General features: G+C 50.1%; 28 protein-coding genes. 23 read left to right on the top strand and 5 right to left on the bottom strand.

Features of this window, described 5'->3' with window-relative positions; genetic code table 11:
- The first annotated feature begins 29 nt into the window (after positions 1-29).
- From ACIKP9_RS03430 to rnhB, 6 genes are read left to right on the top strand one after another with little or no spacing between them, the layout of a single operon-like run.
- The gene (locus ACIKP9_RS03430; protein WP_230347286.1) at positions 30-533 is read left to right on the top strand and encodes an OmpH family outer membrane protein; all 504 of its coding nucleotides are present in this window, start codon (positions 30-32) and stop codon (positions 531-533) included.
- A gap of 25 nt (positions 534-558) precedes the next feature.
- Entirely contained in the window at positions 559-1,611 is a 1,053-nt protein-coding gene (gene lpxD, locus ACIKP9_RS03425; protein ID WP_400879314.1) for a UDP-3-O-(3-hydroxymyristoyl)glucosamine N-acyltransferase, read from the top strand.
- 28 nt (positions 1,612-1,639) lie between these two features.
- Positions 1,640-2,101, top strand: coding sequence for a 3-hydroxyacyl-ACP dehydratase FabZ (fabZ, locus tag ACIKP9_RS03420; protein WP_230347284.1), 462 nt, complete (start codon positions 1,640-1,642; stop codon positions 2,099-2,101).
- A 2-nt stretch (positions 2,102-2,103) separates the two neighbouring features.
- Positions 2,104-2,886, top strand: a complete 783-nt coding sequence (gene lpxA / locus ACIKP9_RS03415; RefSeq protein WP_400879310.1) for an acyl-ACP--UDP-N-acetylglucosamine O-acyltransferase — start codon at positions 2,104-2,106, stop codon at positions 2,884-2,886.
- 14 nt (positions 2,887-2,900) lie between these two features.
- Positions 2,901-4,037 (top strand): lipid-A-disaccharide synthase, encoded by a 1,137-nt coding sequence (gene lpxB, locus ACIKP9_RS03410; protein WP_400879307.1) that lies wholly within the window; start codon positions 2,901-2,903, stop codon positions 4,035-4,037.
- Positions 4,034-4,615, top strand: coding sequence for a ribonuclease HII (gene rnhB / locus ACIKP9_RS03405; RefSeq protein ID WP_400879305.1), 582 nt, complete (start codon positions 4,034-4,036; stop codon positions 4,613-4,615). Before lpxB ends, rnhB begins: the two co-directional genes overlap by 4 nt.
- Before the next feature lie 59 nt (positions 4,616-4,674).
- Here the strand turns inward: rnhB and ACIKP9_RS03400 are convergent, their stop codons facing one another.
- The 5 genes from ACIKP9_RS03400 to ACIKP9_RS03380 all read right to left on the bottom strand — a co-directional run bounded on the left by ACIKP9_RS03400 (position 4,675) and on the right by ACIKP9_RS03380 (position 10,834).
- Entirely contained in the window at positions 4,675-5,364 is a 690-nt protein-coding gene (locus tag ACIKP9_RS03400) for an SAM-dependent methyltransferase (RefSeq protein WP_400879302.1), read from the bottom strand.
- A 17-nt stretch (positions 5,365-5,381) separates the two neighbouring features.
- Positions 5,382-6,815 carry a DUF4139 domain-containing protein gene (locus ACIKP9_RS03395; RefSeq protein WP_400879299.1) on the bottom strand — a complete coding sequence of 478 codons (1,434 nt, stop codon included), beginning with the start codon at positions 6,813-6,815 and terminating at the stop codon, positions 5,382-5,384.
- Positions 6,816-6,840: 25 nt separating this feature from the next.
- Entirely contained in the window at positions 6,841-7,419 is a 579-nt protein-coding gene (locus ACIKP9_RS03390; protein ID WP_400879296.1) for a Maf family nucleotide pyrophosphatase, read from the bottom strand.
- A gap of 107 nt (positions 7,420-7,526) precedes the next feature.
- Positions 7,527-9,377: a sodium-extruding oxaloacetate decarboxylase subunit alpha gene (gene oadA, locus ACIKP9_RS03385; RefSeq protein ID WP_400879293.1), complete on the bottom strand. Its 1,851-nt coding sequence runs from the start codon at positions 9,375-9,377 to the stop codon at positions 7,527-7,529.
- A 38-nt stretch (positions 9,378-9,415) separates the two neighbouring features.
- Positions 9,416-10,834, bottom strand: a complete 1,419-nt coding sequence (locus ACIKP9_RS03380; RefSeq protein ID WP_400879290.1) for an acetyl-CoA carboxylase biotin carboxylase subunit — start codon at positions 10,832-10,834, stop codon at positions 9,416-9,418.
- Positions 10,835-10,907: 73 nt separating this feature from the next.
- Between ACIKP9_RS03380 and ACIKP9_RS03375 the strand changes: the two genes are divergently transcribed.
- From ACIKP9_RS03375 to ACIKP9_RS03295, 17 genes are all read left to right on the top strand, one after another.
- Complete coding sequence (locus ACIKP9_RS03375; protein WP_400879287.1) at positions 10,908-11,432, top strand: YceD family protein; 525 nt, start codon at positions 10,908-10,910, stop codon at positions 11,430-11,432.
- Positions 11,433-11,450: 18 nt separating this feature from the next.
- Positions 11,451-11,630, top strand: coding sequence for a 50S ribosomal protein L32 (gene rpmF, locus ACIKP9_RS03370; protein WP_230341835.1), 180 nt, complete (start codon positions 11,451-11,453; stop codon positions 11,628-11,630).
- A 73-nt stretch (positions 11,631-11,703) separates the two neighbouring features.
- A complete protein-coding gene (gene plsX, locus ACIKP9_RS03365) occupies positions 11,704-12,759 on the top strand; it encodes a phosphate acyltransferase PlsX (RefSeq protein ID WP_400879283.1) in 1,056 nt (351 codons plus the stop codon).
- Entirely contained in the window at positions 12,756-13,712 is a 957-nt protein-coding gene (locus ACIKP9_RS03360) for a beta-ketoacyl-ACP synthase III (RefSeq protein WP_400879280.1), read from the top strand. The genes plsX and ACIKP9_RS03360 overlap by 4 nt, the downstream gene beginning before the upstream one ends.
- 37 nt (positions 13,713-13,749) lie before the next feature.
- The gene (fabD, locus tag ACIKP9_RS03355; protein ID WP_400879278.1) at positions 13,750-14,679 is read left to right on the top strand and encodes an ACP S-malonyltransferase; all 930 of its coding nucleotides are present in this window, start codon (positions 13,750-13,752) and stop codon (positions 14,677-14,679) included.
- Positions 14,680-14,700: 21 nt separating this feature from the next.
- Positions 14,701-15,435 (top strand): 3-oxoacyl-ACP reductase FabG, encoded by a 735-nt coding sequence (gene fabG / locus ACIKP9_RS03350; protein WP_400879276.1) that lies wholly within the window; start codon positions 14,701-14,703, stop codon positions 15,433-15,435.
- A 113-nt stretch (positions 15,436-15,548) separates the two neighbouring features.
- Entirely contained in the window at positions 15,549-15,785 is a 237-nt protein-coding gene (gene acpP, locus ACIKP9_RS03345) for an acyl carrier protein (protein ID WP_230347272.1), read from the top strand.
- Between the two features lie 37 nt (positions 15,786-15,822).
- Entirely contained in the window at positions 15,823-17,055 is a 1,233-nt protein-coding gene (gene fabF / locus ACIKP9_RS03340) for a beta-ketoacyl-ACP synthase II (protein WP_400879273.1), read from the top strand.
- A 330-nt stretch (positions 17,056-17,385) separates the two neighbouring features.
- Positions 17,386-18,201, top strand: a complete 816-nt coding sequence (gene pabC / locus ACIKP9_RS03335) for an aminodeoxychorismate lyase (RefSeq protein ID WP_400879271.1) — start codon at positions 17,386-17,388, stop codon at positions 18,199-18,201.
- Between the two features lies 1 nt (position 18,202).
- On the top strand, positions 18,203-19,207 hold the full coding sequence (gene mltG, locus ACIKP9_RS03330; protein WP_400879268.1) for an endolytic transglycosylase MltG: 1,005 nt from the start codon (positions 18,203-18,205) through the stop codon (positions 19,205-19,207).
- A complete protein-coding gene (gene tmk / locus ACIKP9_RS03325; protein ID WP_400879265.1) occupies positions 19,197-19,808 on the top strand; it encodes a dTMP kinase in 612 nt (203 codons plus the stop codon). Before mltG ends, tmk begins: the two co-directional genes overlap by 11 nt.
- Positions 19,805-20,818: a DNA polymerase III subunit delta' gene (gene holB, locus ACIKP9_RS03320; protein ID WP_400879262.1), complete on the top strand. Its 1,014-nt coding sequence runs from the start codon at positions 19,805-19,807 to the stop codon at positions 20,816-20,818. The genes tmk and holB overlap by 4 nt, the downstream gene beginning before the upstream one ends.
- Before the next feature lie 8 nt (positions 20,819-20,826).
- Positions 20,827-21,195 (top strand): PilZ domain-containing protein, encoded by a 369-nt coding sequence (locus ACIKP9_RS03315; protein WP_400879259.1) that lies wholly within the window; start codon positions 20,827-20,829, stop codon positions 21,193-21,195.
- Between the two features lie 46 nt (positions 21,196-21,241).
- Entirely contained in the window at positions 21,242-22,018 is a 777-nt protein-coding gene (locus tag ACIKP9_RS03310; RefSeq protein WP_400879256.1) for a TatD family hydrolase, read from the top strand.
- A complete protein-coding gene (locus ACIKP9_RS03305) occupies positions 22,009-22,779 on the top strand; it encodes an MBL fold metallo-hydrolase (RefSeq protein WP_400879253.1) in 771 nt (256 codons plus the stop codon). Before ACIKP9_RS03310 ends, ACIKP9_RS03305 begins: the two co-directional genes overlap by 10 nt.
- 64 nt (positions 22,780-22,843) lie before the next feature.
- Positions 22,844-23,218, top strand: a complete 375-nt coding sequence (locus tag ACIKP9_RS03300) for a hypothetical protein (protein ID WP_400879250.1) — start codon at positions 22,844-22,846, stop codon at positions 23,216-23,218.
- A gap of 241 nt (positions 23,219-23,459) precedes the next feature.
- Positions 23,460-25,367 (top strand): putative bifunctional diguanylate cyclase/phosphodiesterase, encoded by a 1,908-nt coding sequence (locus ACIKP9_RS03295; protein WP_400879247.1) that lies wholly within the window; start codon positions 23,460-23,462, stop codon positions 25,365-25,367.

The raw sequence follows: 25,367 nt of genomic DNA, 5'->3' as shown, positions 1-25,367 counted from the left end.
CAAAAGCTTGTATATCAGGAGAAAGTCAATTGAATAAGTTGTTGAAAAGTCTGTTGGTCGCTAGTGCTTTATCTTTTGCTGCCAGTACTCAGGCCGCAGAGTTGAAAATTGGCTATGTGCAGGTTGACAAGATCCTGCAGGAAGCGCCACAAACGGCGGAAAGCGGCAAGAAGCTGGAAAAGGAATTTGGTCCGCGTACGACAGAGTTGGATCGCTTGCAAAAGCAGATTCGTGATCTGGAAACTGCGCTGGAAAAAGATAGCTTGACCATGTCTGAGGCTGATCGCCGCAACAAGGAGCGAGATGCTTCCAACCTTAAGATCGAGTTTCAACGCAAACAGCGTGAATTGCGCGAAGATGTGAACCTGCGCAAGAACGAAGAACTGGGCGTGTTGCAGGATCGTATTAACAAGGCAGTGACCTCTGTGTCTGAAGCTGAGGGCTATGATCTGGTGGTATACGGTGGTGTCGCTTATGCCAACAAAAAGATTGATATTACCGACAAGGTATTGAAGTCATTGGGCAAGAAGTAAGCTCAGTTCGTCGCTATTTTATTCAATGAGTACGTCGTATTCCCTGCGGGAGATTGCATCTAGGCTGGGAGGGGATGTGTTGGGGGTGGATGATATCCATATCTCTCGCGTTGCCTCCCTTGCCAATGCCCAGGCAGGCCAGATTAGTTTCCTGACCGATTCTAAGTATCGCTCCGTGCTTGCTACAACCAAGGCAAGTGCAGTGATATTGACCCCAGAGAACCGTGATATCACCTCCTTGCCGAGAATAGTCACGGATAATCCTTACGCCTATTTTGCCAAGGTATCAGACCTGCTGAACCCCCAGCCTCAATATGAGGCTGGCGTTAATCAGGCCGCTAGCATTGCACCAAGTGCGACAGTGCCTGCCAGTTGTACCATCATGGCCCACGCAGTCATTGGGGCCAATGTGGTACTGGGTGAGCGTGTAGTAGTGCATCCAGGCTGTGTGATTGGTGAGGGGGTTGAGGTCGGCGCAGATTCGGTATTGCATGCCAACGTCACGCTATACCATCACTGCGTGATTGGTGAGCGCTGCAGCATATTTTCAGGCAGTGTTATTGGTGGCGATGGCTTCGGTTATGCACCGGACAATGGGCGTTGGGTAAAGATTCCCCAGGTCGGGCGTGTCGTGATTGAAAATGACGTGGATATTGGTGCCAATACCACGATTGATCGCGGCGCGATCGACGACACCATTATCCACGAGGGTTGCAAGATTGATAACCTAGTACAGATCGGGCATAACTGCCGCATCGGCGCTAATTCCGTGATCGCTGGGTGTGTGGGCATTGCTGGAAGTGCTGTGCTGGGCAATCATTGCCGGATTGGTGGCGCAGCCATGATCCTGGGACACCTTGAAATCGCTGATGGCGTGACCGTGTCGCCAGGTAGTATGATTACACGTTCGTTAACCAAAACGGACACCTATACGGCATTAATGCCGTTCCAGAGTCATGATGAGTGGCTCAGGACTGCTGCGGGTATTAGGAGACTGGGAGAGCTTGCAGAGCGGGTCAAGCAATTGGAAAAGCAATTGTCATCCCTGCAAGCACCTGATGCCCAGCACGATAAATAATATTTGATGTTGAGAAACGAGAAAAGCCATGACTGAACAAGCTATGACGAGCATGGATATTCATGAAATACTGAATTACCTGCCACACCGATATCCTTTTGTATTGGTGGATCGTGTGCTTTCGCTAGAGTTGAACAAAGAGATCGTGGCTGTAAAAAATGTCACGATCAACGAACCTTTCTTCCCTGGTCATTTTCCTTACCATCCAGTGATGCCCGGCGTGTTGATCGTGGAAGCCATGGCGCAGGCTGCTGCTATCCTGTCGTTCAAAACCATGGATACCAAGCCAAATGATAAGTCTGTCTATTATTTTGCCGGTATGGATAATGTTCGGTTTAAGAAGCCGGTTTCACCAGGGGATCAATTGATTCTCAAGGTCAGCATTGATCGCGTTTTACGTGGCATTTGGAAATACAAAGGCGAGGCTCTAGTAGATGGGGCTGTCGTTGCCGAAGCTGAAATGATGTGTATTCTGAAGGCGATTGCTTAAGTATGACAGAACCCAGGATACATCCTACAGCGATTATTGATCCCAAGGCTGAGCTGGACTCCAGCGTTGAGGTAGGGGCTTTCAGTATTGTGGGGCCGGGTGTTCGCATTGATGCTGGTACCCGAGTGGCCAGCCATGTGGTGATCAAAGGCCCAACCACGATCGGCAAGGATAATCAGATATTCCAGTATTCATCACTGGGGGAAGTACCTCAGGACAAGAAGTTCAAGGACGAGCCAACGCTACTGGAAATTGGTGATGGCAATACGATCCGTGAGTTCTGTACCTTTAATCGCGGGACCGTACAGGATAAAGGCACAACCAAGATCGGCAATCATAACTGGATCATGGCTTATGTACATATTGCCCATGATTGCTTGGTGGGCGATCACACTATTTTTGCCAATAACTCCTCCCTGGCAGGCCATGTCGATGTGCATGATCACGCCATTCTTGGCGGTTTCACCTTGATTCATCAGTTCTGCAAGATCGGCTCCCATGTGATTACTGCTGTGGGCTCGGTGGTATTCAAGGATATCCCGCCTTATGTCACCGCTGCTGGCTATGATGCCAAGCCGCATGGTATTAATTCTGAAGGCCTGAAACGACGCGGATTTTCTGCCGACAATATCTTGCAGATCAAGCGTGCATACAAAACTTTGTATCGTAATGGCCTGACACTGGAAGAAGCCAAGCAGCAGTTAGCAGAACAGCAGAAGACATCACCAGAACTCAATATCCTGGTTGATTTCCTTCATCATTCAACGCGCGGTATCGTCCGCTAGAAGCAGGGTGTTGTATGCCGACCATTGGTATTGTGGCCGGAGAGGCTTCTGGCGATCTATTGGGTAGTCATTTAATCCGGGCGTTGAAGAAGCAACGTCCCGATCTCAAGTTTGTAGGCATTGCTGGCCCGAAGATGATTGCCGAAGGGGCGGAGACCTTGTTCCCGATGGAAAGGCTTTCTGTACGTGGCTATGTTGAGGTCCTGCGTCATTTGCCAGGCCTGCTCAAGATTCGCAGGCAGGTAGGGGACTATTTTCTTGAACACCGCCCGGATGTGTTTATCGGGATTGATGCGCCTGACTTCAATTTTTCGCTGGAACGCAAGCTCAAGCGCCAGGGCATTCCCACCGTACATTATGTGAGTCCATCTATCTGGGCTTGGCGGCGTGGCAAGATCAAGAAAATCCAGCAAGCCGTATCGCATATGCTGGCGCTCTTTCCTTTCGAGCCGGAAATCTACAAGCAAGCGGGCGTGCCTGTGTCCTATGTTGGTCATCCATTGGCGGATATGCTGCCTATGGAGGCTGATATCGAAGGCGCGAGAGAGGAGCTTAAGTTGCCAGCTGATAGCCTGGTGATTGCCATGCTACCTGGTAGTCGCCAGAGTGAAGTGCAGCAGCTGGCTGACCTCTACATCAAGACTGCCAAGTTGATTGTGGCAGAGCGTCCCGATGCACGGTTCCTTGTGCCCTTGATTACCCGTGAGACACGCGCCATCTTTGAGCGCGCCTTGTATGCGAACGAGGGTTATGATTTACCCATCAATATTATGTTCGGTCATGCTCATCGAGCCATGGAGGCCGCAAATGCTGTGATTGTGGCATCGGGTACGGCCACCCTGGAAGCTGCCTTGATTAAGCGACCCATGATTATCACTTATCGCATGCCTAACTTGAGCTGGCAGATATTGAAACGCATGAAATATCTGCCTTATGTTGGCTTGCCGAACGTCTTGGCTGGCCGCTTTATTGTGCCTGAATTATTGCAACACGATGCCGTGCCGGAAAAACTGGCGGCGACCTTGTTGCAGATGCTCAAGGATAAAAGCCAGATCGCCGATATTCAGACCGAATTCCGTCGCATGCATGAGTTACTGCGGCAGAACACTGAAGAAAAGGCTGCCCAGACAGTGTTGTCGTTTATAAAATGAATAACGATCGCAGCATCATCTGTGGTGTGGACGAGGCTGGTCGCGGACCTCTGGCAGGTGCTGTTTATGCGGCAGCTGTGATTCTGGATCCTCAGCGCCCGATCATTGGGCTTGCTGACTCCAAAACCTTGAGTGAGAAAAAGCGCGATGCATTGGCCATCGAGATCAAGCAATATGCGCTGGCTTGGGCGATTGCCTCTTGTAGTGCTGAAGAGATTGATGAGATAAATATCTTGCAGGCCAGTTTGCTGGCGATGAAGCGCGCGATTGAGCAATTGACTGTGCCGCCTACACAGGTGCTGGTTGATGGCCTGCATTGCCCGAAGATCGGCATCCCGTCACAAGGGATAGTCAAAGGCGATAGCAAGGTGCAGGAAATTGCTGCGGCTTCCATTTTGGCGAAGACAGCGCGGGACCATGAAATGGTCGAAATGCATGCACGTTATCCGCAATATGATTTTGCCAAGCATAAGGGCTATCCTACCGCCCATCATCTTAAGCTACTCGCCGAACATGGTGTTTGCGATATTCATAGGCGCAGTTACGCACCAGTCAAGAGAATCCTGGGCCTGATCTAGGTGCGATGTGTGCCTAGGTCTAAGCTAGGCATGGTTTAGCTTGAAGAGCCAGCCTAGCCTCAGGCCAGCAGCAGGAATACCGTGGGCTGTTTATGTAGCTCTGGCAACTCTGATTTTTTCCAGTCTTTAATAGGTTTGCTCATAATCAGTTCGGTGGGCAGGCTAATATTGCGTGCAATGCATAGCCTGGTCTCCGGCGCGCAATGTTCCAGTATATCTTCCAATAAATGCTGGTTGCGATATGGCGTTTCAATGAAAATCTGCGTTTCCTGATGCTGTCTGGAGTGGCGCTCAATTTCCTTGATCCGGTGAATTCTGGCTTGTTTATCACTGGGGATATAACCCAGAAAAGTAAAGCGCTGGCCATTGAGCCCAGATCCCATTAGTGCCAATAAAATGGAAGATGGGCCCACTAGCGGGGCGACACGGATGTTTTTCCTGTGGGCGAGCTCTGCCAGTCGTGCACCTGGATCGGCAATACCAGGGCACCCTGCCTCCGACATCAAGCCAACATGCTTTCCTGCCAACAAAGGCGCCAACAGAGCTGGGAGTTCGGCGTCAGTCGTATGTTCATTCAGCGTCAGTAGGGTGAGCTCCCGCACGGGTTTGGCGGTCTTGATCAAGCCCAGGAAACGCCGCGCGGTTTTCTCGTTTTCGACAATAAAGGTGTCCAGGCCTTGTGCCAGTTGAATGACCTCTTGTGGCAATACCTGCAAGAGGTTGTCTGCTCCCAGTGTGACTGGGAGCATATATAGCGTGCCCGTACTCAATGCTTCACCTGTACCCTGTAAGTGAGTGTCGTACTGCCATTGGCTGGGATAGTGATGTTCCAGCTCGCGCTATTGCTACTGCTCTTGGTGCTTGGGTGACTTTGGGCCAAGAGATTCCAATCGCCTGGAATCGGCTCAATGACTTTGACCGTGACTGGCTGAGGCTTGGCATTCTTGAGAACGATTTCGTAAGCACTCTCGAACTGACTACTGCCCTTGGCTGGGCTGGGCAGCTTTTTGAAGTCGGTCTGCTTTTTATTTGCGGTGACATCAAAAGCTTCGCCCAGCTTGAGGCGAACGATTTCATTTTTTGCGGTATGGTCAATATTATCTTCGCCGACGAACTGGGCATTGCCTTGGCTATCTTGTTTGTAGACGCGCATGATGCCCTTGGGAAGAGGCTTGCCGAGCTTGGCGCTTTCCTTGTTATCGAATTCGACAAAGACCCCTAGTTTAAGGGTTTGTCCCAGGTCCCCTTGGCTGGAGTTGTAATAATAAGGTGATCCTCTTAATACCAGTTCCTTACGCACAGGTACTGATTGTGCACTGAGCAGCGCAACTTGCTTGGTTTGATTTTCGGCAAGAGTCGTGGGGCGTTCCAGTGAGTAGAGGTGATATTCCAGCAAGGCTTCTTCTGCCATTGCAGGAGCTGCGGCATCCGCCATCATCAATTCATTCTTGCGCATCAATGCCATTGGGACAGGGGGCGGGGTCACTCGATTTACATCACCAGCGACCAATTGCAGTTTTGCATCCCGGTAGGTGGTGCCGCTGGTGTTGGTAAGGGTAACCCAGCCAGACAAATCAAGGCGGTCTTCAGCAGCATTGAGCTCTGCCACATAATCGGCTTTCCAGCCTAAGCCATGGGTCAGGTAGCTGAGTTCTACCTCTTGTGGACCAGATTGCTTGCTGGAGACCAAGGTAACCAACGTAGGGCGATCGCGCAAGTTGCCGGGAACATCCGGGTAGACAATACGGCCAGGAATGCCGGTCTCAATACGGTTGCCCATCTTGAGTACAGTGCCATTGTTGGCCGCCAGTACCAAGGCAGGCTCTATGGTTTCTGCCCCTGTTGCTGAGTTGGTGCGGATGACTTGCACTGTTTGGCCGATATATTTTTCCAGCAATTTTTCCGGGCTGAGCAGGTCGTAGTCGAAATTCTGTTCCAGCGTCTGCAATTGCCCTTTCAAGCTACGTAGCAAAGCGGTTTCTGGGCGAATCTGCGCACTGACGTCACGCAATGCCAAGGCATTAACACCAGATTGCAAATTCACCTTGCGCTGATCCTTGACCAGGGCTAGGTCGTTGTTATAAATCGTGACAGCGACACTTTGCTGATCATGTAGGGTGCTACGAATCTCGTCCTGGGCAGCCATTACCTGGAAAGTAGTCATCAGGCAGATGGCGATAGTCGTACGCTTCAAGATCATGGAATCTCCTCAATCAGGGACAAGGTTATATAACAGTGACGCCTTGCTGCGCCAGCATGTCGATCAGGCGGATTAATGGCAGGCCAATCAGGGCATTGGGGTCATCGCCTTGCATGCTCGCAATCACGGCGATTCCCAGGCCTTCTGATTTTGCGCTGCCAGCGCATTGATAAGGCTGTTCTTTTTGTAGATAGTTCTCGATCTGTGCGTCGCTCAGATTGCGGAAAGTCACCGTGAAAGGCACAACCTCTGCCTGCATCTGCTGGTTGCTGGCATTGTACAGGCACAACGCACTATGAAAAATAACGCTGCGACCACGCATCAAGGTGAGTTGTTTGACTGCATTGTCATGTGTCAGGGGTTTGCCAAGTTGCAAGCCATCCAGGGTAGCAACTTGGTCGCAGCCAATGATCAAGGCTGCCGGATATGCTTCGGCAACCTTACGAGCCTTGGCCTGGGCAAGACGTAATGCGGTTTGCTCTGGTGCTTCACCTACCATTGGTGTTTCGTCGATACCAGGGGACTGTACAGTAAAAGGGATTTGCAGGCGGGAAAGCAGTTCACGTCTGTAGGGTGATGATGAAGCCAGGATAAGAGGTTGCATAAAAGTTGGCGTTTAAAACTTCATTGTGGCATGTAGCATTCATTGAGGGAAAAAATGCCAATAAAAAAGCCGGCCCGGGCCGGCTTTCTATGGCAGATTAGTAAGACTTAGTCTGGCTGAATTTCCAGCAGGGTTTCGTCGGGAGTAACGCTATCGCCTTTTTGTACGTTGATGGCAACCACCACGCCGCTCTTTGATGCCTGGATTTCATTTTCCATCTTCATGGCTTCAATCACCAGGACAGCATCACCAGCCGTTACCTTGTCACCAACATTGACTTTGACGTCAACGATGGTGCCTGGCATTGCGGTAGTGACGCAACCTGGGTGTGATGGGCGAGGGCGGCCACTGCCTGTATTGCTGCTGGCCTTTTTCTTCGCCTCGCCATTGCTTTGGCCACCGGAAACCTCAATTTCATTGAGTGTTTCCACGACTACTTCTTCTGCCACACCATCAACGGATACATAGAATGGGCGCTGTTCTTCACCATGGTGACCGCTACCGGTCAGCTTGATGTGGAAAGTTTCGCCGTGCAATGTGACGTTGAATTCAGTTGGTGCAAAACGTGAGTGCGATTCGCTGGAAGTTACGGCTTCCTTGTCTAGCAAAGGTTCTGGCTTGAGCGTACCTGCATTACGCTCTTGCAGGAATGTCTTGGCCAAATCCGGGAACATGGCATAGGTGAGAACATCTTCCTCGCTCTTGGCCAGGCCTTCTACTTCATTACGCAGCTTTTCCATTTCTGCTGTCAGCAGGTCTGCTGGACGGCATTCGATGACCTCTGCATTGCCTACAGCCAAGCTACGCACGTCAGAATTGACGGTGGAAGGTGCCTTGCCGTAATGACCGAGCAGATAGTTTTTTACTTCATTGGTGACCGACTTATAACGTGCACCAGTCATCACGTTCAATACTGCTTGGGTACCTACGATTTGGGATGTAGGCGTGACCAGCGGAGGGTAGCCCAAATCTTCACGCACACGAGGAATCTCATCCAGCACTGCATCCATGCGATCCAGTGCACCTTGTTCCTTCAATTGGTTGGACAGGTTGGAAATCATGCCGCCTGGTACTTGATTCACAAGCACGCGGGTATCTACACCTGTAAATTCGCTTTCGAATTGCCAGTATTTCTTGCGTACTTCGCGGAAGTAGGCAGAAATTTCCTGCAACAGGCCGATGTCAAGGCCAGTGTCGTATTCGGTGCCCTTGAGTGCCGCCACAATACTTTCAGTGGTAGGTAGGCTGGCACCCTCAGCAAATGAGGAGATGCAGCCATCAACAATGGCAACACCATTATCCACGGCACGCTGAATCGACATGCTGGCCAGGCCAGAGGTGGCGTGAGCATGCAAGTGAATCGGCAGGCTCACAGCTTCGCGTAAGGCCTTGACCAATTCGCCGGTGATCTCTGGTGTCAGCAGGCTGGCCATGTCCTTGATGGCAATGGTGTCGCAACCAAAGCTTTCCAGCTCTTTCGCCAAGTTAACGAAATAAGGGATGTCATGCACAGGGCTTGTTGTGTAGCTAATCGTACCTTCTGCGTGCTTGCCAACTGCCTTTACGGATTCAATCGAGACCTTGAGGTTGCGCAAGTCGTTCATCGCATCAAAGATACGGAATACATCAATACCGTTGTCTGCGGATTTTTGCACGAAAGCACGCACGACATCGTCGGAGTAGTGGCGGTAGCCTAGCAGGTTCTGACCACGCAACAGCATCTGGAGACGACTGTTGGGCAAGGCTTTGCGCAGCTTCTTCAGGCGCTCCCATGGATCTTCACGCAAGTAGCGTACGCAGGCATCGAATGTTGCGCCGCCCCACGCTTCCAGCGACCAATAGCCGACTGCATCGAGTTTGGAACAGATGGGCAGCATATCGTCAGTGCGCATGCGGGTCGCAATCAGCGACTGATGACCATCACGTAGAACTACATCGGTTACATGTACTTTTGCCATAATCTTTTCTACCACTTCAAGGTGTTAATTATTAAGCCTCAGATACCCTCGTGGGCAGCTATGGCGGCTGAAATCGCCGCAGCAATCAGTTCGCGGGGGAACTGAGTCGCATAGTTGGCAAGCTCGGGGTGCGCTTCTACAAAGCTAGTATTGAACTGAGCATTGCGGAAGTCAGGGTGCTTAAGGATTTCCTGATAATAAGGAATCGTTGTCTTGACGCCATAGACTACGGTGTCATTGAGTGCGCGGCGGCCACGTTCGACCACGCTTTCCCAATTCAGTGCCCAAACGGTGAGCTTGGCACACATGGAGTCGTAATAGGGTGGAATGACATAGCCACTATACATGGCGGCATCCATGCGGATGCCTGGGCCACCTGGGGCATAGTAACGCGTAATCTTGCCGAAGCTGGGCAGGAAGTCGTTCTTGGGATCTTCTGCATTAATGCGGAATTCCATGGCAAAGCCACGATATTGCACTTCGGATTGCTTGTATTGCAGGCGCTGGCCATCGGCCACACGAATCTGCTCTTGCACGATATCGATACCGGTGATTTGCTCCGTGACGGTATGCTCAACTTGCAAGCGGGTATTCATTTCCATGAAATAGAAGTTATTGTCGGAGTCCAGCAGGAACTCGACGGTGCCAGCATTCTTGTAACCCACAGCCTTGGCAGCCTTGACTGCCAAATTGCCGATGTACTCACGTTGTGCCTTGCTGAGCTGAGGCGATGGGGCAATTTCAATCAGCTTCTGATTGCGACGCTGGATGGAGCAATCACGTTCAAATAAGTGAATGACGTTGCCGTGACTGTCAGCAAGCACCTGTACCTCAATATGGCGTGGGTTTACCACGCATTTTTCCAGGAAAACTTCAGGTTTGCCGAAAGCCTTGCTGGCTTCTGAAATTACACGGTCATAGTTGCCCAGCAATTCTTTTTCGTCATTGCATCGACGAATGCCGCGGCCACCGCCACCGTTAGTGGCCTTTAGCATCACAGGGTAGCCGATCTTAGCGGCTAGCTTGCGCGCTTCTTCCAGATTTTCCAGGTTGCCATCACTGCCAGGCACGCAGGGAATGCCAGCCTTGATCATGGCAGTGCGAGCCTGGATCTTGTCGCCCATTTGACGAATGACCTTGGCGTCAGGGCCAATGAATTTGATACCGCGACGAGCACAGATTTCTGCGAGCTCTGGATTCTCGGAAAGAAAGCCATAGCCCGGATGTAGTGCATCGCAACCCGATGCAACGGCCAAATTGACTATATTATGTGCATTCAGGTAACCCAATACTGGATCCGACCCAATGTTATAAGCTTCATCAGCTTTCTTGACATGCAATGCATGGCGGTCAGCATCTGAATATATAGCAACGGACTTAATGCCCATCTCTGAGCAGGCGCGAACGATGCGCACGGCAATTTCGCCACGATTGGCAATTAGAATTTTTTTGATCACGTAGTAAACCTAAACCTGAAAAATGGTACTGATTTTTGACAGGGAAACCGGCAAATTATATCATGCGCGGCTTATGACTGCACAAGCAATCAATATGCCTGTTATCAACAGCCTCGACTTCTCGAGAAAAGCGCAAGAGTTTCGTGATATACTCCCGCTCTTGCGATTTTCTCGCCTGGGTGAGTATCTGGCCGATACCAATGGTTCGCTGGAGATCACCTTGATTGGTAGGGCGGACAAGTCAGGTAAGCCAACACTTCATCTAGAAGTGCATGGTGTGCTCAAGATGACTTGTCAGCGTTGCCTGGATTCATTTGAATACCCGCTGGATGTGGCTGCAGATTTTGTAATCGTCACCAGTGAAGACGCGATTCCATCGCCAGATTCAGATGAATATGACGATGAGGTGGATTACTTGGTGGCGGAAACGCAAATGCCGGTGATAGACCTGGTAGAAGACGAGATATTGCTGACCTTACCATTGGCTCCTAAGCATGCTGAAAAAGAGTGCGTGGGTGCTGGCAAGGTTGAGTTGGAAAAACCAAGTCCTTTTGCTGTGTTAAAAGGGTTTAAAGCTGGCAAAAGCCAAAACGATTAGTTTAATTAGGAGTAAATTATGGCCGTTCAACAAAATAAAAAGTCACCATCCAAGCGTGGCATGCACCGTTCACACGACTTCCTGACAAACCCACCATTGGCTGTTGAGCCAACGACTGGCGAAACTCACCTGCGTCACCACGTTAGCCCTAATGGCTACTACCGTGGTCGCAAGGTATTGCCAGCCAAGGGTGAGTAATCTCCCTGGTTTTTCAGGTATATGCGCCAGCCTCCACGGCTGGCGCTTTTGTATTTAACCTCCGATTGTGAGCATGGATATAACTGTTGCTATCGACGCGATGGGAGGCGATCATGGCCCTCATGTCACCATTCCCGCAGCGCTCAACGCTATCAAGCAAGATAGCCAATTAAACGTCATTCTTGTCGGATTGAAGGATGTCATTGATGCGGAGTTAGCTGCCCATCAAGCAGTCATCGGTCCTCGTCTCCGGATTCATCATGCCAGCGAAGTCGTGGCCATGGATGAGTCACCACAGAGTGCACTCAAGAACAAAAAAGATTCTTCCATGCGTGTGGCGATTAATCTCGTCAAGAGTGGTGAAGCCAACGCATGTATCAGTGCTGGCAATACCGGTGCCTTGATGGCGACCGCACGATTCGTCCTTAAGACATTGCCAGGCATTGATAGGCCCGCGATTGCAGGCATTTTGCCGACTCAGAAGGGAACGGTGCATATGCTGGATCTTGGTGCCAATGCCGATTGCACACCAGAGCACTTGTTGCAATTTGCTATCATGGGTGCCATGTTGGTTTCCTGTGTCGAGCAGAAGGAGCGCCCCAGTGTTGGCTTGCTCAATATCGGCTCGGAAGATATCAAAGGTAATGAGGTGGTGAAGCAGGCTGGTGAGTTGCTGCGTGCTAGCCATCTTAATTTCTATGGCAATATCGAAGGTAATGACATCTATAAAGGCACTACCGATGTCGTCGTCTGTGACGGTTTTGTCGGCAATGTTGCTCTCAAGACCTCCGAAGGCTTGGCGCAGATGGTCAACCGTTTCCTTGTGCAAGAATTTAAGCGCAGTTGGTTGACTAAGCTCATGGCGCTGGTTTCCATACCAGTACTCAAGGCCTTTAAGCGCAGGCTAGATCCGCGTCGCTATAATGGTGCTTCCTTCCTTGGATTGCGTGGCATTGTGGTAAAAAGCCACGGTGGGGCCGATAGCCTGGCCTTTCAATACGCTATCCGCGCTGCGGCAGAAGAGTCCCGTAGTGGTGTATTGAGCCGTATTACAGAACAACTTGAAATTGAACATCTCAAGCCACAGGCTGCTTTACAAGATGTTGAAACCACAAAAGAGGGTATATGACCATTTACTCGCGTATCTTGGGCACAGGTAGCTACTTGCCGGAAAAGATCCTGACGAATGCTGATCTTGAAAGCATGGTCGACACGACTGATGAATGGATTTACACCCGTACCGGCATTCGTCAACGCCATATTGCAGCAGATGATCAATGTACTAGTGATCTGGCATTCCATGCCGCACAGCGTGCTCTTGAGGCAGCTGGCATTGCTGCCGGTGATGTGGACTTGATCATCGTCGCTACCACGACGCCTGATCGGGTATTCCCTAGCACAGCCTGTTTGTTGCAGCACAAGCTGGGTAATTCCGGTGCTGCCGCATTTGATGTGCAGGCCGTGTGTAGCGGCTTTATTTATGCGATTGCGACAGCAGAGAAATTTATTCGCAGCGGCTCGGCTCGCACTGCGCTGGTTGTCGGCGCAGAAACCATGTCTCGCATTACCGACTGGACTGACCGCAGTAACTGTATCTTATGGGGTGATGGGGCTGGTGCGGTAGTGCTGGGCGCTAGCGATCAGCCAGGCATCATTTCCACCCACTTGCATGCGGATGGCAGTTATACCAAGCTTCTTAATGTACCTAGCGGTGTTTCTAACCGGGGCGATGGTAAAACGATTCACATGGAAGGCAATGCCGTATTCAAAATAGCGGTGAATACGCTGGATGCCATTGTTGATGAAACGCTAGAAGCCAATGGCATGCAGAAGTCTGATATTGATTGGCTGGTGCCTCACCAGGCCAATATCCGCATCCTGCAATCCACGGCTCGCAAGCTGGGCATGGATATGGACAGGGTGGTGGTGACTGTCGATCAGCATGGCAATACTTCGGCTGCCTCCGTTCCGCTGGCGCTGGATGTTGCCATACGTGATGGCCGTATCAAGCGTGGCGAAACAGTCCTGATGGAAGCTTTTGGTGGCGGCTTCACTTGGGGCTCCGCGCTCATCAAGTACTAATTCAAACGATTTCTTACGACCTAAAAAGGCCGCATTCATGAAATTTGCTTTTTTCTTTCCCGGACAAGGTTCCCAATCCGTCGGCATGATGCAGGGATTTGGTGATCTTGCCATCATCAAGGATACCTTTGTTGAGGCCTCCGATACTTTAGGTGTCGATTTCTGGCGCATGGCGACCGAGCCTAACGATGCGTTGAACCAGACGACTAATACCCAGCCCTTGATGCTGGCTGCTGGTGTGGCAACATGGCGCGCATGGCAAGCCCAGGGTGGAAACCTGCCCTCAGTATTTGCAGGTCATAGTCTTGGCGAATATACGGCGTTGGTTGCCGCGGGCATTGTGTCTTATGAAAAGGCCTTGCCTCTGGTGCGTTTCCGTGCCGAGGTGATGCAGCGTGCTGTCGCTGAAGGTGTAGGCGCAATGGCAGCTGTCTTGGGATTGGATGACGATACTGTGCGCGCAGCTTGTGCCGAAGCGGCACAGGGGGAAGTGCTAGAGGCTGTTAACCTGAATTCCCCGGGGCAAGTGGTCATTGCTGGTCACAAAGCTGCTGTAGAGCGTGGTATCGAGGCCGCCAAGGCCAAGGGTGCCAAACGTGCTTTGTTGCTGCCAGTCAGTGTGCCGTCGCATTGTGCGCTGATGAAGCCAGCGGCAGACGAGTTGGCGGGTTACCTACAAGATATAGACTTTGCATCTGCTCAAATTCCGGTACTACATAATGCAGATGTGGCTGCGTATGACGACGCAGCCAAAGTGAAAGATGCCTTGGTACGCCAGCTTTATAATCCTGTGCGCTGGGTTGAGACGGTACAGGCTGTACATGCGTCTGGTGTCGTTGCGAGTGCAGAATGTGGTCCAGGCAAGGTGTTGGCTGGCTTGGTCAAGCGCACAGTCGCTGAGTTGCCATGTCTGGCGTTGGTTAATCAAGAAGCGCTGGCAGAAGCTCAGGCGCAATTCAATCAATAGAAATTAAGAGGAGAGGCCATCATGCTGGAAGGACAAATTGCATTGGTCACTGGCGCTAGCCGTGGTATTGGTGCTGCAATTGGATTGGCGTTGGCAAAGCAAGGCGCTAAGGTAGTGGGCACTGCGACCAGCGAGTCTGGAGCGGCCAACATCACGCAGGCGCTGAGTGCGCATGGTGGCATTGGTTTGGCGCTTGATGTCAATGATGCAGGCCAGGTTGAGTCTGTATTGAAGAGCATCGCAGACCAGTTTGGCGATGTCAGTATCTTGGTAAATAACGCCGGGATTACCCGCGATACCTTGCTGATGCGCATGAAGGACGAGGATTGGGATGCTGTGATTGCAACGAACTTGACGTCGGTTTATCGCATGTCGCAGGCTGTCTTGCGCCCGATGATGAAGGCGAGAAATGGTCGTATCATCAATATTTCATCCGTGGTCGGCCATATGGGCAACCCTGGTCAGGCTAATTATGCTGCAGCCAAGGCGGGCATGGCAGGATTTACGCGCTCGCTGGCGGCAGAGGTTGGTAGCCGTGGCATTACCGTGAACTGCGTAGCGCCTGGCTTTATTGATACGGATATGACACGCGAACTACCTGATAATGTGCGCGAAGAGCTATTGAAGCGCGTGCCAGCAGGGCGTTTTGGTGATGTTGCGGATATCGCCGCTGCCGTTGGCTTCCTAGCATCATCGGCTGCTGGTTACATTACTGGTGAAACATTGCATGTGAATGGCGGCATGTACATGGCTTAATGCCATGCATGACGTGCTATATCACTTAGTCATTCTGTTTTTGAATTCCTCGGGACTTTTGATAGAATAGCCCGAGCTTTTTTAAGCGACTTAACTTGAAAGGAATAATTTAGATGTCTGACATCGAACAACGCGTTAAAAAGATCGTTTCCGAACAACTGGGTGCAAACGAGGCTGACGTTAAGAACGCTTCCTCATTTGTTGACGATCTGGGTGCTGATTCTCTCGACACCGTGGAATTGGTGATGGCGCTGGAAGAAGAATTCGACTGCGAAATTCCTGACGAAGAAGCCGAAAAGATCACCACAGTTCAGCAAGCGATTGATTACGTCAACGCAAACCTGAAATAAGCTTTTTTACCAATTTCCGTTTTTACTTGGAGTCGCCTTGTCCAAGCGTAGGGTAGTTGTAACTGGCCTAGGCGTTGTGTCACCAGTCGGTATCGGTGTACAAACATCCTGGGCCAATCTTGTGGCCGGTCAATCCGGTATCACCAACATCACTAAATTCGATGCCAGCCCTTTTTCCTCGCAAATTGCAGGTGAAGTGAAGGGCTTTGACGTATCGCAATATCTTCCCGCCAAGGAAGCCCGTCGTATGGATACTTTTATCCAATACGGCATGGCGGCCGCGATTGAGGCGGTGAAGGATGCGGGCATCGAGGTGACTGAGGAAAATGCTGAACGGATTGGAGTTTCCATCGGTTCTGGCATTGGTGGCCTGCAATTGATTGAGGATACAGACAAGATTTATCACGAGTCTGGTCCGAGAAAAATCTCGCCTTTCTTCATTCCCGGTACCATCATCAACATGATTTCGGGCAACCTTTCCATCATGTATGGATTCAAAGGGCCAAATGTTGCCATCGTGACTGCCTGTACTACAGGTACGCATTCGATTGGTGACGCAGCTCGCATGATTGAATATGGTGATGCCGACATTATGGTGGCGGGTGGTGCCGAAGCACCAATTACAGAGCTCGGTGTGGGTGGCTTTGCTGCTGCGCGTGCCTTGTCGACCCGTAACGATGATCCCGCAACGGCCAGTCGTCCTTGGGACACTGACCGCGATGGGTTCGTGATCGGGGAGGGGGCTGGTGTATTGGTGCTCGAAGAGTATGAGTCGGCCAAAAAGCGTGGCGCCAAGATTTATGCTGAAGTCGTAGGTTATGGCATGAGTGCTGATGCTTACCATATGACTGCTCCGAGCATGGATGGGCCTCGTCGCTCTGTGGTGAATGCCTTGAAGAACGCAGGCCTTAATCCTGACCAGATTCAGTTCGTGAATGCACATGGTACGTCCACACCGCTTGGTGACGTGAACGAAACCAATGCCCTCAAGGCTGCATTTGGTGACCATGCCAAAAACTTGGTGGTGAACTCAACCAAGTCGATGACTGGTCACTTGCTTGGTGGTGCAGGCGGGTTGGAGTCTGTATTTACAGTGCTCTCCATTTATCATCAAATTTCGCCTCCTACCATCAATATCTTCAATCAGGATCCTGAGTGTGATCTGGATTACTGCGCTAACGAAGCTAGGGATTTGAAGATTGATGCGGCGGTAAAAAACAACTTTGGTTTTGGTGGTACAAACGGTAGCTTGGTGTTCCGCAAGATTTAATTTTCCTGCTTCAATATGAAGCAAAATCATAAAGGCCCGTGCACTCTTTATAAGAGCCACGGGCCTTTATGCACAGATTTGTTGCATATGACAGTAAGAAGTCGGCTTTACTACTTGTTTATATGGATGTTTTTTTAAGTTATTGATATTAATAATAAAAAATATCTGCCTAAAAACTGGGCGATTCCAGAAAACTATAATGGTGACGGTGGTTTAGCCATGCTTTCCGAAGTCCATCCACAAAATTATCCACAGCTTTTGTGGAGAGAAATTCTTTCTAAGCTGGTGCATATGCTTTAGCATGAACGGCTGTTGATTTCATCTACTTCCATGAGCACAACGACATTCCTGATCAATGGTGTATCTGATGCCTTGATTTCGCCGCTGGATAGAGGCCTTGCCTATGGTGATGGCATCTTTCGCACTATCCGCGTCATCAATGGGCAGCCAATTGCATGGCAAGCACATTACGCCAAACTGCTTGCGGATAGTCGGCGTCTCTACTTACCCTGCCCAGAAGCTGCTAGCTGGCAAGAGGATTTGGGCCGATTATTTGCGGATCAGGGCGATGGTGTTGCCAAGCTTATCTTGACCCGAGGCATTGCCGAGCGTGGCTATGCAGTGGGGGATCATGCCATTCCTACGCGTATCGTCATTCGTAGTTCGCTACCACTCTACCCTGACCGTAATGCAAGTCATGGCATACGCGCATACTTGTGTAAAACCAGGTTGGCACACCAACCTTTGCTGGCAGGTATCAAGCACTTAAATCGATTGGAAAATGTGCTTGCCAGGCAGGAGTGGAGTGATACCGTCATCAGTGAAGGCGTGATGCTGGATCAGGATGGCTTGGTGATAGAGGGCGTAATGAGCAATATCCTGATACGCTCAGGTACAATATTGGCGACACCTGATCTGGAGCGTTGTGGTGTTGATGGTATTACCCGCCAACGTATTCTAGCTATCGCCCCCAGCCTTGGATTGATTCCAGCCATTACATCGTTGACGCTCACCGAGTTGATGAATGCTGATGAGGTCTTGATGTGCAATAGCTTATATGGCGTCTGGCAGGTCGTAGATTTCAATGGTCGCACCTGGCCGTTGGGCCAATTGGCTGGCAGGTTGCGGCAATTTTTGCAGGAATAGCATGCGCATATTGAAAAGTTTTTTGGTACTGGTGACTTTGCTGGTCATCACCTTTGCTGCATGGATGGCTTACTTCGTTACCACCCCATTGCAGTTTCCTACCAAGACAGTTGAATTCGATCTGCGCATGGGCAGCAGTCTGCGTACCATTTCCCAGCAATTGGTCGATCAGGGCGTGTTAAATGAGCCTTGGAGTTTCATACTCCTTGTGCGCGCCATGAAAATGGCAGGAGGGATCAAGGCAGGTAACTATTTGCTGGAGTCTGGCCAGACGCCTTATGAGTTATTTATTACCCTCAGTAATGGCAATGTTACTCAGGATAGCATTACCTTTATTGAGGGCTGGACATTTAGCCAGATGCGCCAGGCGCTGAATAACCATGACTCGGTGCGCCATCTCACCATGGCTTATACCGATGAAGAAATCATGCGCAATATAGGTGCTGCTGGTCAATTACCAGAGGGCTTGTTTTTTCCTGATACCTATTTTTTCAGTAAAGGCATGAGTGACCAGGATATTCTCAAGCGCGCCTATCTCGCGATGCAGAATCGTCTACAGGCAGCTTGGGAGCAACGTTCAGCCGGTTTACCTTATGCATCGCCTTATGAGGCGCTGATTATGGCGTCTATCGTAGAGAAAGAGACGGGTAAGGCCAGTGAGCGCCCAGTCATTGCCGGCGTATTTCTCAATCGCTTGCGCATTGGCATGCGCTTGCAGACTGACCCTACGGTGATATACGGGCTGGGCGAGGCATTCGATGGAAATTTACGAAAGCGCGACTTGCAGCGCGATACCGCGTTCAATACTTATACACGGGCAGGCCTGCCGCCTACACCGATTGCCATGCCGGGTAATGCGGCAATTACGGCGGCATTGCACCCAGCCAAGACCGATACACTGTATTTTGTCGGCAAGGGCGATGGCAGCCACCAGTTCTCCCGGACTCTCAACGAACATAATCGCGCCGTGGTGCGCTATCAATTGAAGGGCGGCAATGCGCGGTAGATTCATTACGCTGGAAGGCATGGATGGTGCAGGCAAGAGCTCGCATATAGAAAGCATTATCGCAACCTTAAAAGAGCGAGGGCTAGAAGTGGTATCCACACGTGAGCCAGGTGGTACCCAGCTGGGCGAGAAGCTCCGTGAGCTATTGCTGCATGAGAGCATGCACGCTGAAACAGAAACTTTGTTGATGTTTGCGGCGCGGCGCGAACATATTGCGACCGTGATAGAGCCTGCCTTGGCAAGCGGTGCCTGGGTGGTGTCTGATCGATTTACTGACGCCTCATTTGCCTATCAGTGTGGTGGGCGAGGTGTTCCGCGTGAAAAGGTGGAAACCCTGGAAGCATGGGTGCAGCAAGGCTTGCAGCCTGACATGACGCTATTGTTTGATGTGCCGGTAGAGGTCAGCGTAGCGCGCTTGGCCGCTGCCAGGGCGCCCGATAAATTCGAGCGCGAGAGTGCCGAGTTTTTCCGTCGTATCCGCAATGGTTATCTTGCCCGTGCCACAGCCCAGCCGCAGCGCTTTCGCCTGATTGATGGCAATCGCCCTCTAGATACCGTTAGGCAAGATGTAGTGGATATCCTGCAGAAGTTTTGTGCATGACGGACCAGCGTTATCCTTGGCATGCCAGCACTTGGCAGCGCTTGCAGCAGTCACGCCAGCGCAGGCACCACGCCTTACTGCTGCGGGGCAAGCAAGGCATAGGTAAGCTGGATTTTGCCAACACCTTGGCGCAGGCCCTATTGTGTCAAACTCCAGATCAAGCAGGATATGCGTGTGGTCACTGCGTTAGTTGCAGTTGGTTTTTACAACATAGTCACCCTGATTATCGCTTGCTGACGCCTGAGCAAGAATTACCTGATGCCACTGATTCTGCACCTGCCACTAAAAAACCGGTACGTAAGAGCTCGCAAATATCTGTGGCGCAGATTCGCGAGTTGGCAGGTTTCCTTGAACTTTCAAGCCACCAACAAGATGGCGTACGCATTGTTGTGATTCATCCGGCAGATGCTTTGAACCAGACGTCGGCCAACGCCTTGCTGAAAATGCTCGAAGAACCGCCAGGGGATGTGATGTTTATCCTCGTCACCAGTCATCCCCAGCGCCTGCTGCCAACCATCATGAGTCGTTGCCAGCAGCTTGAAATGCCTGCCCCATCTGAGCAAGAAGCATTGGCATGGCTGGGGCAGCAGGGTGTGGAGCAGGGGGATTACTGGCTTGCTTATAGCGGTGGTTCGCCTCTAAATGCCGCAGACTTGGCTCATGCGGGCAATGAGCGTGTGCAGTTAATCGCTACACGCCTTGCCCAGGGGCACAGGCTTGATCCCTTTACATCTGCTGGTGAGTTTTCTGCCATTGGCATGGAGGAAGTCATGACGGCTTTACAGAAGTGGCTGTATGACTTGCTGGCTGTCAGCTTGAATGCAGCAGTGAGATATCATGTGCGCGATATTGCTGCTTTGCAGGCTTTGAGCAAGCGCGTAGACTTAAGCATGTTGCTGGCCTTCCAGCGGCAGGTAGATGACGCAAGGCGTTCGGCTAATCATCCTTTGAATAATGAGCTGCAACTTGAGCATTTGTTGTTGCAGTACAGCAAGTTGTTTTCCAGCTAGAGGTCAACATGAGCGAGCAAGACACAGTAGGTAAGCAATCGGCAAAGCCCAGTGTCATGTCGCTTGCCATCAAGGAAAAAGCAGCCTTGTATGCTGCCTATATGCCTTTTATCCAGGGTGGCGGTTTGTTTATTCCAACCAATAAGGCCTTCAATATTGGCGATGAGGTCTTCATGTTGCTGAGCCTGCTGGATAGTCCGGACAAGCTCAAGGTGGCGGGACGTGTGATCTGGATCAGCCCGGTGACGCATGGTAATCGTCCACAAGGTATAGGTGTGCAGTTAAGCGAGAAAGAGGGTGGTCTGCAGGCTCGCAACCAGATCGAAGGCTTGCTAGGTAACGCTTTAAAGTCGCAGCGCCCTACACATACAATGTAATCTCTTAGGTTATATTTATTTTTCAAGTTATTGATTGTATTTATTTATGCTGGTTGATTCCCACTGTCATTTAAACTTCCCTGAGTTACGCCAAAACCTACCTGCCTTGCGTGCCGCTATGCAGGAGGAACGTGTCGGGCATGCGCTATGTATCTCTGTCACCTTGCCTGATTTCCCCGAGGTGCTAGCCGTCGCTGAGGCACATGATAACTTTTACGCTTCTGTTGGCGTGCATCCTGATTATGAAGATGAGCCGCTATTCACTGAAGACCAATTGGTGAATCTGGCAGCACACTCAAAAGTGGTGGCCATTGGCGAGACAGGCTTAGATTATTTTCGGCTAACCGGCGATTTGGAGTGGCAGCGCGAGCGTTTTCGTCTGCATATCCGTGCAGCTATCCGCGCCCAGAAACCCTTGGTGATTCATACACGTAATGCAGCAGAGGACACCTTGCGCATCATGCGCGAAGAGAGGGCAGATCAGGTCGGTGGCGTCATGCACTGTTTTACTGAGAGCCTGGAGGTGGCCCAGGCTGCGATAGCGCTTGGATTTTATATCTCTTTTTCCGGCATTGTGACGTTCAAGAACGCTGTGGCATTGAAAGAGGTGGCCAAGGCTGTACCATTAGATCGTGTCTTGGTGGAGACGGATTCCCCTTACTTGGCTCCGGTGCCGTTTCGAGGCAAGCTCAACCAGCCTGCTTATGTACGTTACGTTGCCGAGGAAATCGCTCATCTACGAGGAATCAGCTATCAGGAAGTAGAGCAGGCGACTACGGAAAACTTCTTTCGCCTGTTCAAGGATGCGCGCCCATGCGCCTGACCATGCTGGGCGTAGGCTCAAGCGCCGGAACCCCGGTGATTGGCTGCCAATGTGCCACTTGCATGTCCGACAACCCCAAGAACAAACGTAGCCGTTGCTCTTCATTGATCACCCTTAGTCATGGCCAGAATATCCTGATTGATACTGGCCCTGATATTCGCTTGCAAGCTTTGCGAGAAGGCATTTCGCATGTTGATGCCGTGCTCTATACCCACACACATGCGGATCACCTGCACGGCATTGATGATCTGCGTGCGTTTTGCCAGAAGCAGCGTCAGCAAATCCCGTTATACGGAAAACCTGATGCGATGGAACATATTGTCAATAAATTTGGCTACGCCATTCGCGAAGCCGGGGATTATTGGGATTTGCCCATTCTCAGTGTTAACCCTGTTGAACAGATGTTCGAGTTATTTGGCACTCAAATTGTGCCAGTGCCTATCTTGCACGGGCGATTGGAGATGTATGGCTACCGTATAGGCAAGCTGGCATATTTGACCGATGCTTCTGCGATTCCGGAAACCTCACTGGAACTGCTGCACGATCTGGATGTCTTGTTGTTGGATTGTTTGCGTTACACGCCACATTACACGCATTTTAGCTTGGAGCAGAGTCTAGAGCAGGCTGCGATTATTGGCGCAAAACAAACATATCTCATCCATATGACCCATGAAATGGAGTACGAAGCTGTCAGCAAAATGCTGCCATCCTCAGTGCAGGTAGGGTATGATGGACTCAAGCTTGAAATAGCTGATTTTTAATGACAAGGGTTTGCCAAAACTAACGGACAAGCCTGATACACAGAGGATAGAAGGAGTTGTTGTAATGGTATTGCGCAAGAAATTTTTATTGGTCATGGGTGCTTTGCTTGCATCTATCATGGTCGTTGCACCGGTGATGGCTGAGACTAAAAAAACAACCTATACTGAAGAAGAGTTCCTGAGTGCGTTTGGTAACAAGACGCGTAGCGTAGTTGCTAAGCAATTAGGTGAGCCACTCAAGAAAGAACAGTCAGTTAAGCCAAGCAATGCATCTACGGTGATTGGTCGCCCTACAGATAAAGAGGGAAAGCCAGATCAGGTAGAGATGTGGTATTACAAAGACCTCGTGAAGTATGATGCCAAGCGAACTTATAAAACCATTGAATTGACGTTTGTAAATGACCGATGTGTCAATATTGCATTCTTTAATAACAGATAATCAAAGCCGGGATTTCCCGGCTTTTTTATTTCATTCAATGAGATATTAATCAGTCGTTTCATTATTAAAAATCATGAATAGGCCAAATGTACTAATTCTTATTTGCAGAAATTGATTGACGCTTTATTTGGTAGCAATTTAAGATGAAATCTTGGATTGTAAGAATCTGATACAAATTGCGGGCCTTGTAAAGTTTGTGGATATATTTTTGCCAATATAACCACTTTTATATAGTGGTTATATGTTTGCAGTCGTCACACTATTAATAAAAACCGAAAGTGATGGAATGACGTTTTTCATGGGGAATACTAGTAGTAGGCTTGTGTTTTTTGATTTCTTGGTGGGCATGCAAAGCTTCAAATGGCCACAATGGCTAGAGAAATTGGCTAAGCACTTATTGCCCAGTATGGAGCTGCAAGAACAGTATGATCTCCTGCAACAAGAGATTACAGATTTGAAAAAGCAGCTTCTTGAGGCAGAAAATGAACTCAGGATTACACGGCATGCTTTTGAAAGCCAGGATGGTATCTTGGTAACAGATGCCAACAATATCATTTTGAAGGTCAACAGCGCTTTTACCCGACTGACTGGATATCGGCAGGACGAGGTATTAGGTATGACCCCCTCATTGTTGAAATCGGGGCGGCAGAATGCAGACTTTTACCGCAAAATGTGGACTGAGTTACGCGAGCATCATTATTGGCAGGGAGAGGTTTGGGATAAGCGCAAGGATGGCACAATTTATCCTAAACTTTTGACGATCAAGGCGATTACTGATGACAGCCATCACGTCATTAACTATATCGCCACGTTTTCTGATGTGAGCCAGCAGAAGGAAGCCAAAGAGAACATCTATCGTCTGGCTTTTTATGATCCATTGACCCAATTGCCAAACCGCCGGTTGTTGATGGATCGGCTTTCACTTGCCTTGGTGAATAGCCAGAAAAACAAAAGCTATGGTGCTATTTTGTTTATCGATCTGGACAATTTCAAGACACTTAATGATACCAAAGGGCATGATTTCGGCGACTTGCTACTGATGGAGGTAGGTTCAAGGCTAAGTAGTTCAGTGCGGCAGAGTGATATGGTGGCGCGCTTCGGTGGGGATGAGTTTCTCGTGATATTGGAAGATATCAGCAGTGATGAGCAAATTGCTACACAAGGTGCTTTGAGGGTGGCGGAAAAGGTATGTCAGGCAATTCGCCATACTTATGAGATCAAAGGCTACCATTATCACTGCACGGCCAGTATCGGTATTAGCTTGTTGAGTGGCGGAAATAATATTCATGAAGTCCTGCGTCGTGCAGATACCGCGATGTATCACGCCAAGCAGACAGGGCGAGATGCTTATTGCCTATTTGATCCGCAGATGCAAGCGATGATAGAGCATAAGGCCGGACTGGAGGCAGACCTACGAGTGGCGGTTAATCAAAATCAGCTTCTTCTGTATTATCAGATTCAGGTTGATGCTGAGCAACGTGCTTACGGCGCTGAAGTGTTACTACGCTGGCTACACCCGGAGCGTGGTCTGGTACAGCCAACACAGTTTATCTCCCTGGCGGAGGAAACTGGCTTGATCCTACCGATTGGACATTATGTTTTGATGAGTGCCTGCCAACAACTCAAGGCATGGGAGCAGAGTGAAAGTACTCGTGATTTAGTATTATCGGTCAATATCAGCATTCGCCAGTTATGTCAGGATGACTTTGTTAAACAGATCAAGGATATACTGGAGGTGACTCAAGTGAATCCATCTAAGCTGAAAATTGAGCTGACCGAGAGCCTTGTTATGGATGGAACTTCAGACAATGCCAAGAAAATGCTGGAGTTGCAGCAACTTGGCATTCACTTTGCCATGGATGATTTTGGCACTGGCTACTCTTCCCTGGTGCATCTCAAGCGTTTACCTTTGAATCAACTCAAGATTGATCGTAGTTTCGTGGGGAATATCGTTAACAACCCTAATGACGCCGTGATCGTGCGAGCTATTATTGCAATGGCAGCTGCACTCGACCTAGAGGTGATAGCCGAAGGTGTAGAGAGCCAAGAACAGATGGAAATTTTGCGGCAATACGGCTGCAAGGCATTCCAAGGGTATCTTTTCTCAAGGCCCTTGCCATTAGAGGAATTTCATGGGCTGCTGCATTAA

Origin of the sequence: Methylobacillus methanolivorans (assembly GCF_044751345.1) — a bacterium.
Classification (GTDB): Bacteria; Pseudomonadota; Gammaproteobacteria; order Burkholderiales; family Methylophilaceae; genus Methylobacillus; species Methylobacillus methanolivorans.
The sequence above is the reverse complement of the archived record's forward strand: the minus strand, read 5'-3'. Positions and strand labels throughout refer to the sequence as shown.

Coding starts and splice junctions, on each gene's coding strand:
- lpxD (WP_400879314.1), top strand. CDS start 559: ATGAGTACGTCGTATTCCCTGCGGGAGATTGCATCTAGGCTGGGAGGG.
- fabZ (WP_230347284.1), top strand. CDS start 1,640: ATGACTGAACAAGCTATGACGAGCATGGATATTCATGAAATACTGAAT.
- lpxA (WP_400879310.1), top strand. CDS start 2,104: ATGACAGAACCCAGGATACATCCTACAGCGATTATTGATCCCAAGGCT.
- lpxB (WP_400879307.1), top strand. CDS start 2,901: ATGCCGACCATTGGTATTGTGGCCGGAGAGGCTTCTGGCGATCTATTG.
- rnhB (WP_400879305.1), top strand. CDS start 4,034: ATGAATAACGATCGCAGCATCATCTGTGGTGTGGACGAGGCTGGTCGC.
- ACIKP9_RS03400 (WP_400879302.1), bottom strand. CDS start 5,364: ATGCTCCCAGTCACACTGGGAGCAGACAACCTCTTGCAGGTATTGCCA.
- ACIKP9_RS03395 (WP_400879299.1), bottom strand. CDS start 6,815: ATGATCTTGAAGCGTACGACTATCGCCATCTGCCTGATGACTACTTTC.
- ACIKP9_RS03390 (WP_400879296.1), bottom strand. CDS start 7,419: ATGCAACCTCTTATCCTGGCTTCATCATCACCCTACAGACGTGAACTG.
- oadA (WP_400879293.1), bottom strand. CDS start 9,377: ATGGCAAAAGTACATGTAACCGATGTAGTTCTACGTGATGGTCATCAG.
- ACIKP9_RS03375 (WP_400879287.1), top strand. CDS start 10,908: ATGACTGCACAAGCAATCAATATGCCTGTTATCAACAGCCTCGACTTC.
- rpmF (WP_230341835.1), top strand. CDS start 11,451: ATGGCCGTTCAACAAAATAAAAAGTCACCATCCAAGCGTGGCATGCAC.
- plsX (WP_400879283.1), top strand. CDS start 11,704: ATGGATATAACTGTTGCTATCGACGCGATGGGAGGCGATCATGGCCCT.
- ACIKP9_RS03360 (WP_400879280.1), top strand. CDS start 12,756: ATGACCATTTACTCGCGTATCTTGGGCACAGGTAGCTACTTGCCGGAA.
- fabD (WP_400879278.1), top strand. CDS start 13,750: ATGAAATTTGCTTTTTTCTTTCCCGGACAAGGTTCCCAATCCGTCGGC.
- fabG (WP_400879276.1), top strand. CDS start 14,701: ATGCTGGAAGGACAAATTGCATTGGTCACTGGCGCTAGCCGTGGTATT.
- acpP (WP_230347272.1), top strand. CDS start 15,549: ATGTCTGACATCGAACAACGCGTTAAAAAGATCGTTTCCGAACAACTG.
- pabC (WP_400879271.1), top strand. CDS start 17,386: ATGAGCACAACGACATTCCTGATCAATGGTGTATCTGATGCCTTGATT.
- mltG (WP_400879268.1), top strand. CDS start 18,203: ATGCGCATATTGAAAAGTTTTTTGGTACTGGTGACTTTGCTGGTCATC.
- tmk (WP_400879265.1), top strand. CDS start 19,197: ATGCGCGGTAGATTCATTACGCTGGAAGGCATGGATGGTGCAGGCAAG.
- holB (WP_400879262.1), top strand. CDS start 19,805: ATGACGGACCAGCGTTATCCTTGGCATGCCAGCACTTGGCAGCGCTTG.
- ACIKP9_RS03315 (WP_400879259.1), top strand. CDS start 20,827: ATGAGCGAGCAAGACACAGTAGGTAAGCAATCGGCAAAGCCCAGTGTC.
- ACIKP9_RS03310 (WP_400879256.1), top strand. CDS start 21,242: ATGCTGGTTGATTCCCACTGTCATTTAAACTTCCCTGAGTTACGCCAA.
- ACIKP9_RS03305 (WP_400879253.1), top strand. CDS start 22,009: ATGCGCCTGACCATGCTGGGCGTAGGCTCAAGCGCCGGAACCCCGGTG.
- ACIKP9_RS03300 (WP_400879250.1), top strand. CDS start 22,844: ATGGTATTGCGCAAGAAATTTTTATTGGTCATGGGTGCTTTGCTTGCA.
- ACIKP9_RS03295 (WP_400879247.1), top strand. CDS start 23,460: ATGTTTGCAGTCGTCACACTATTAATAAAAACCGAAAGTGATGGAATG.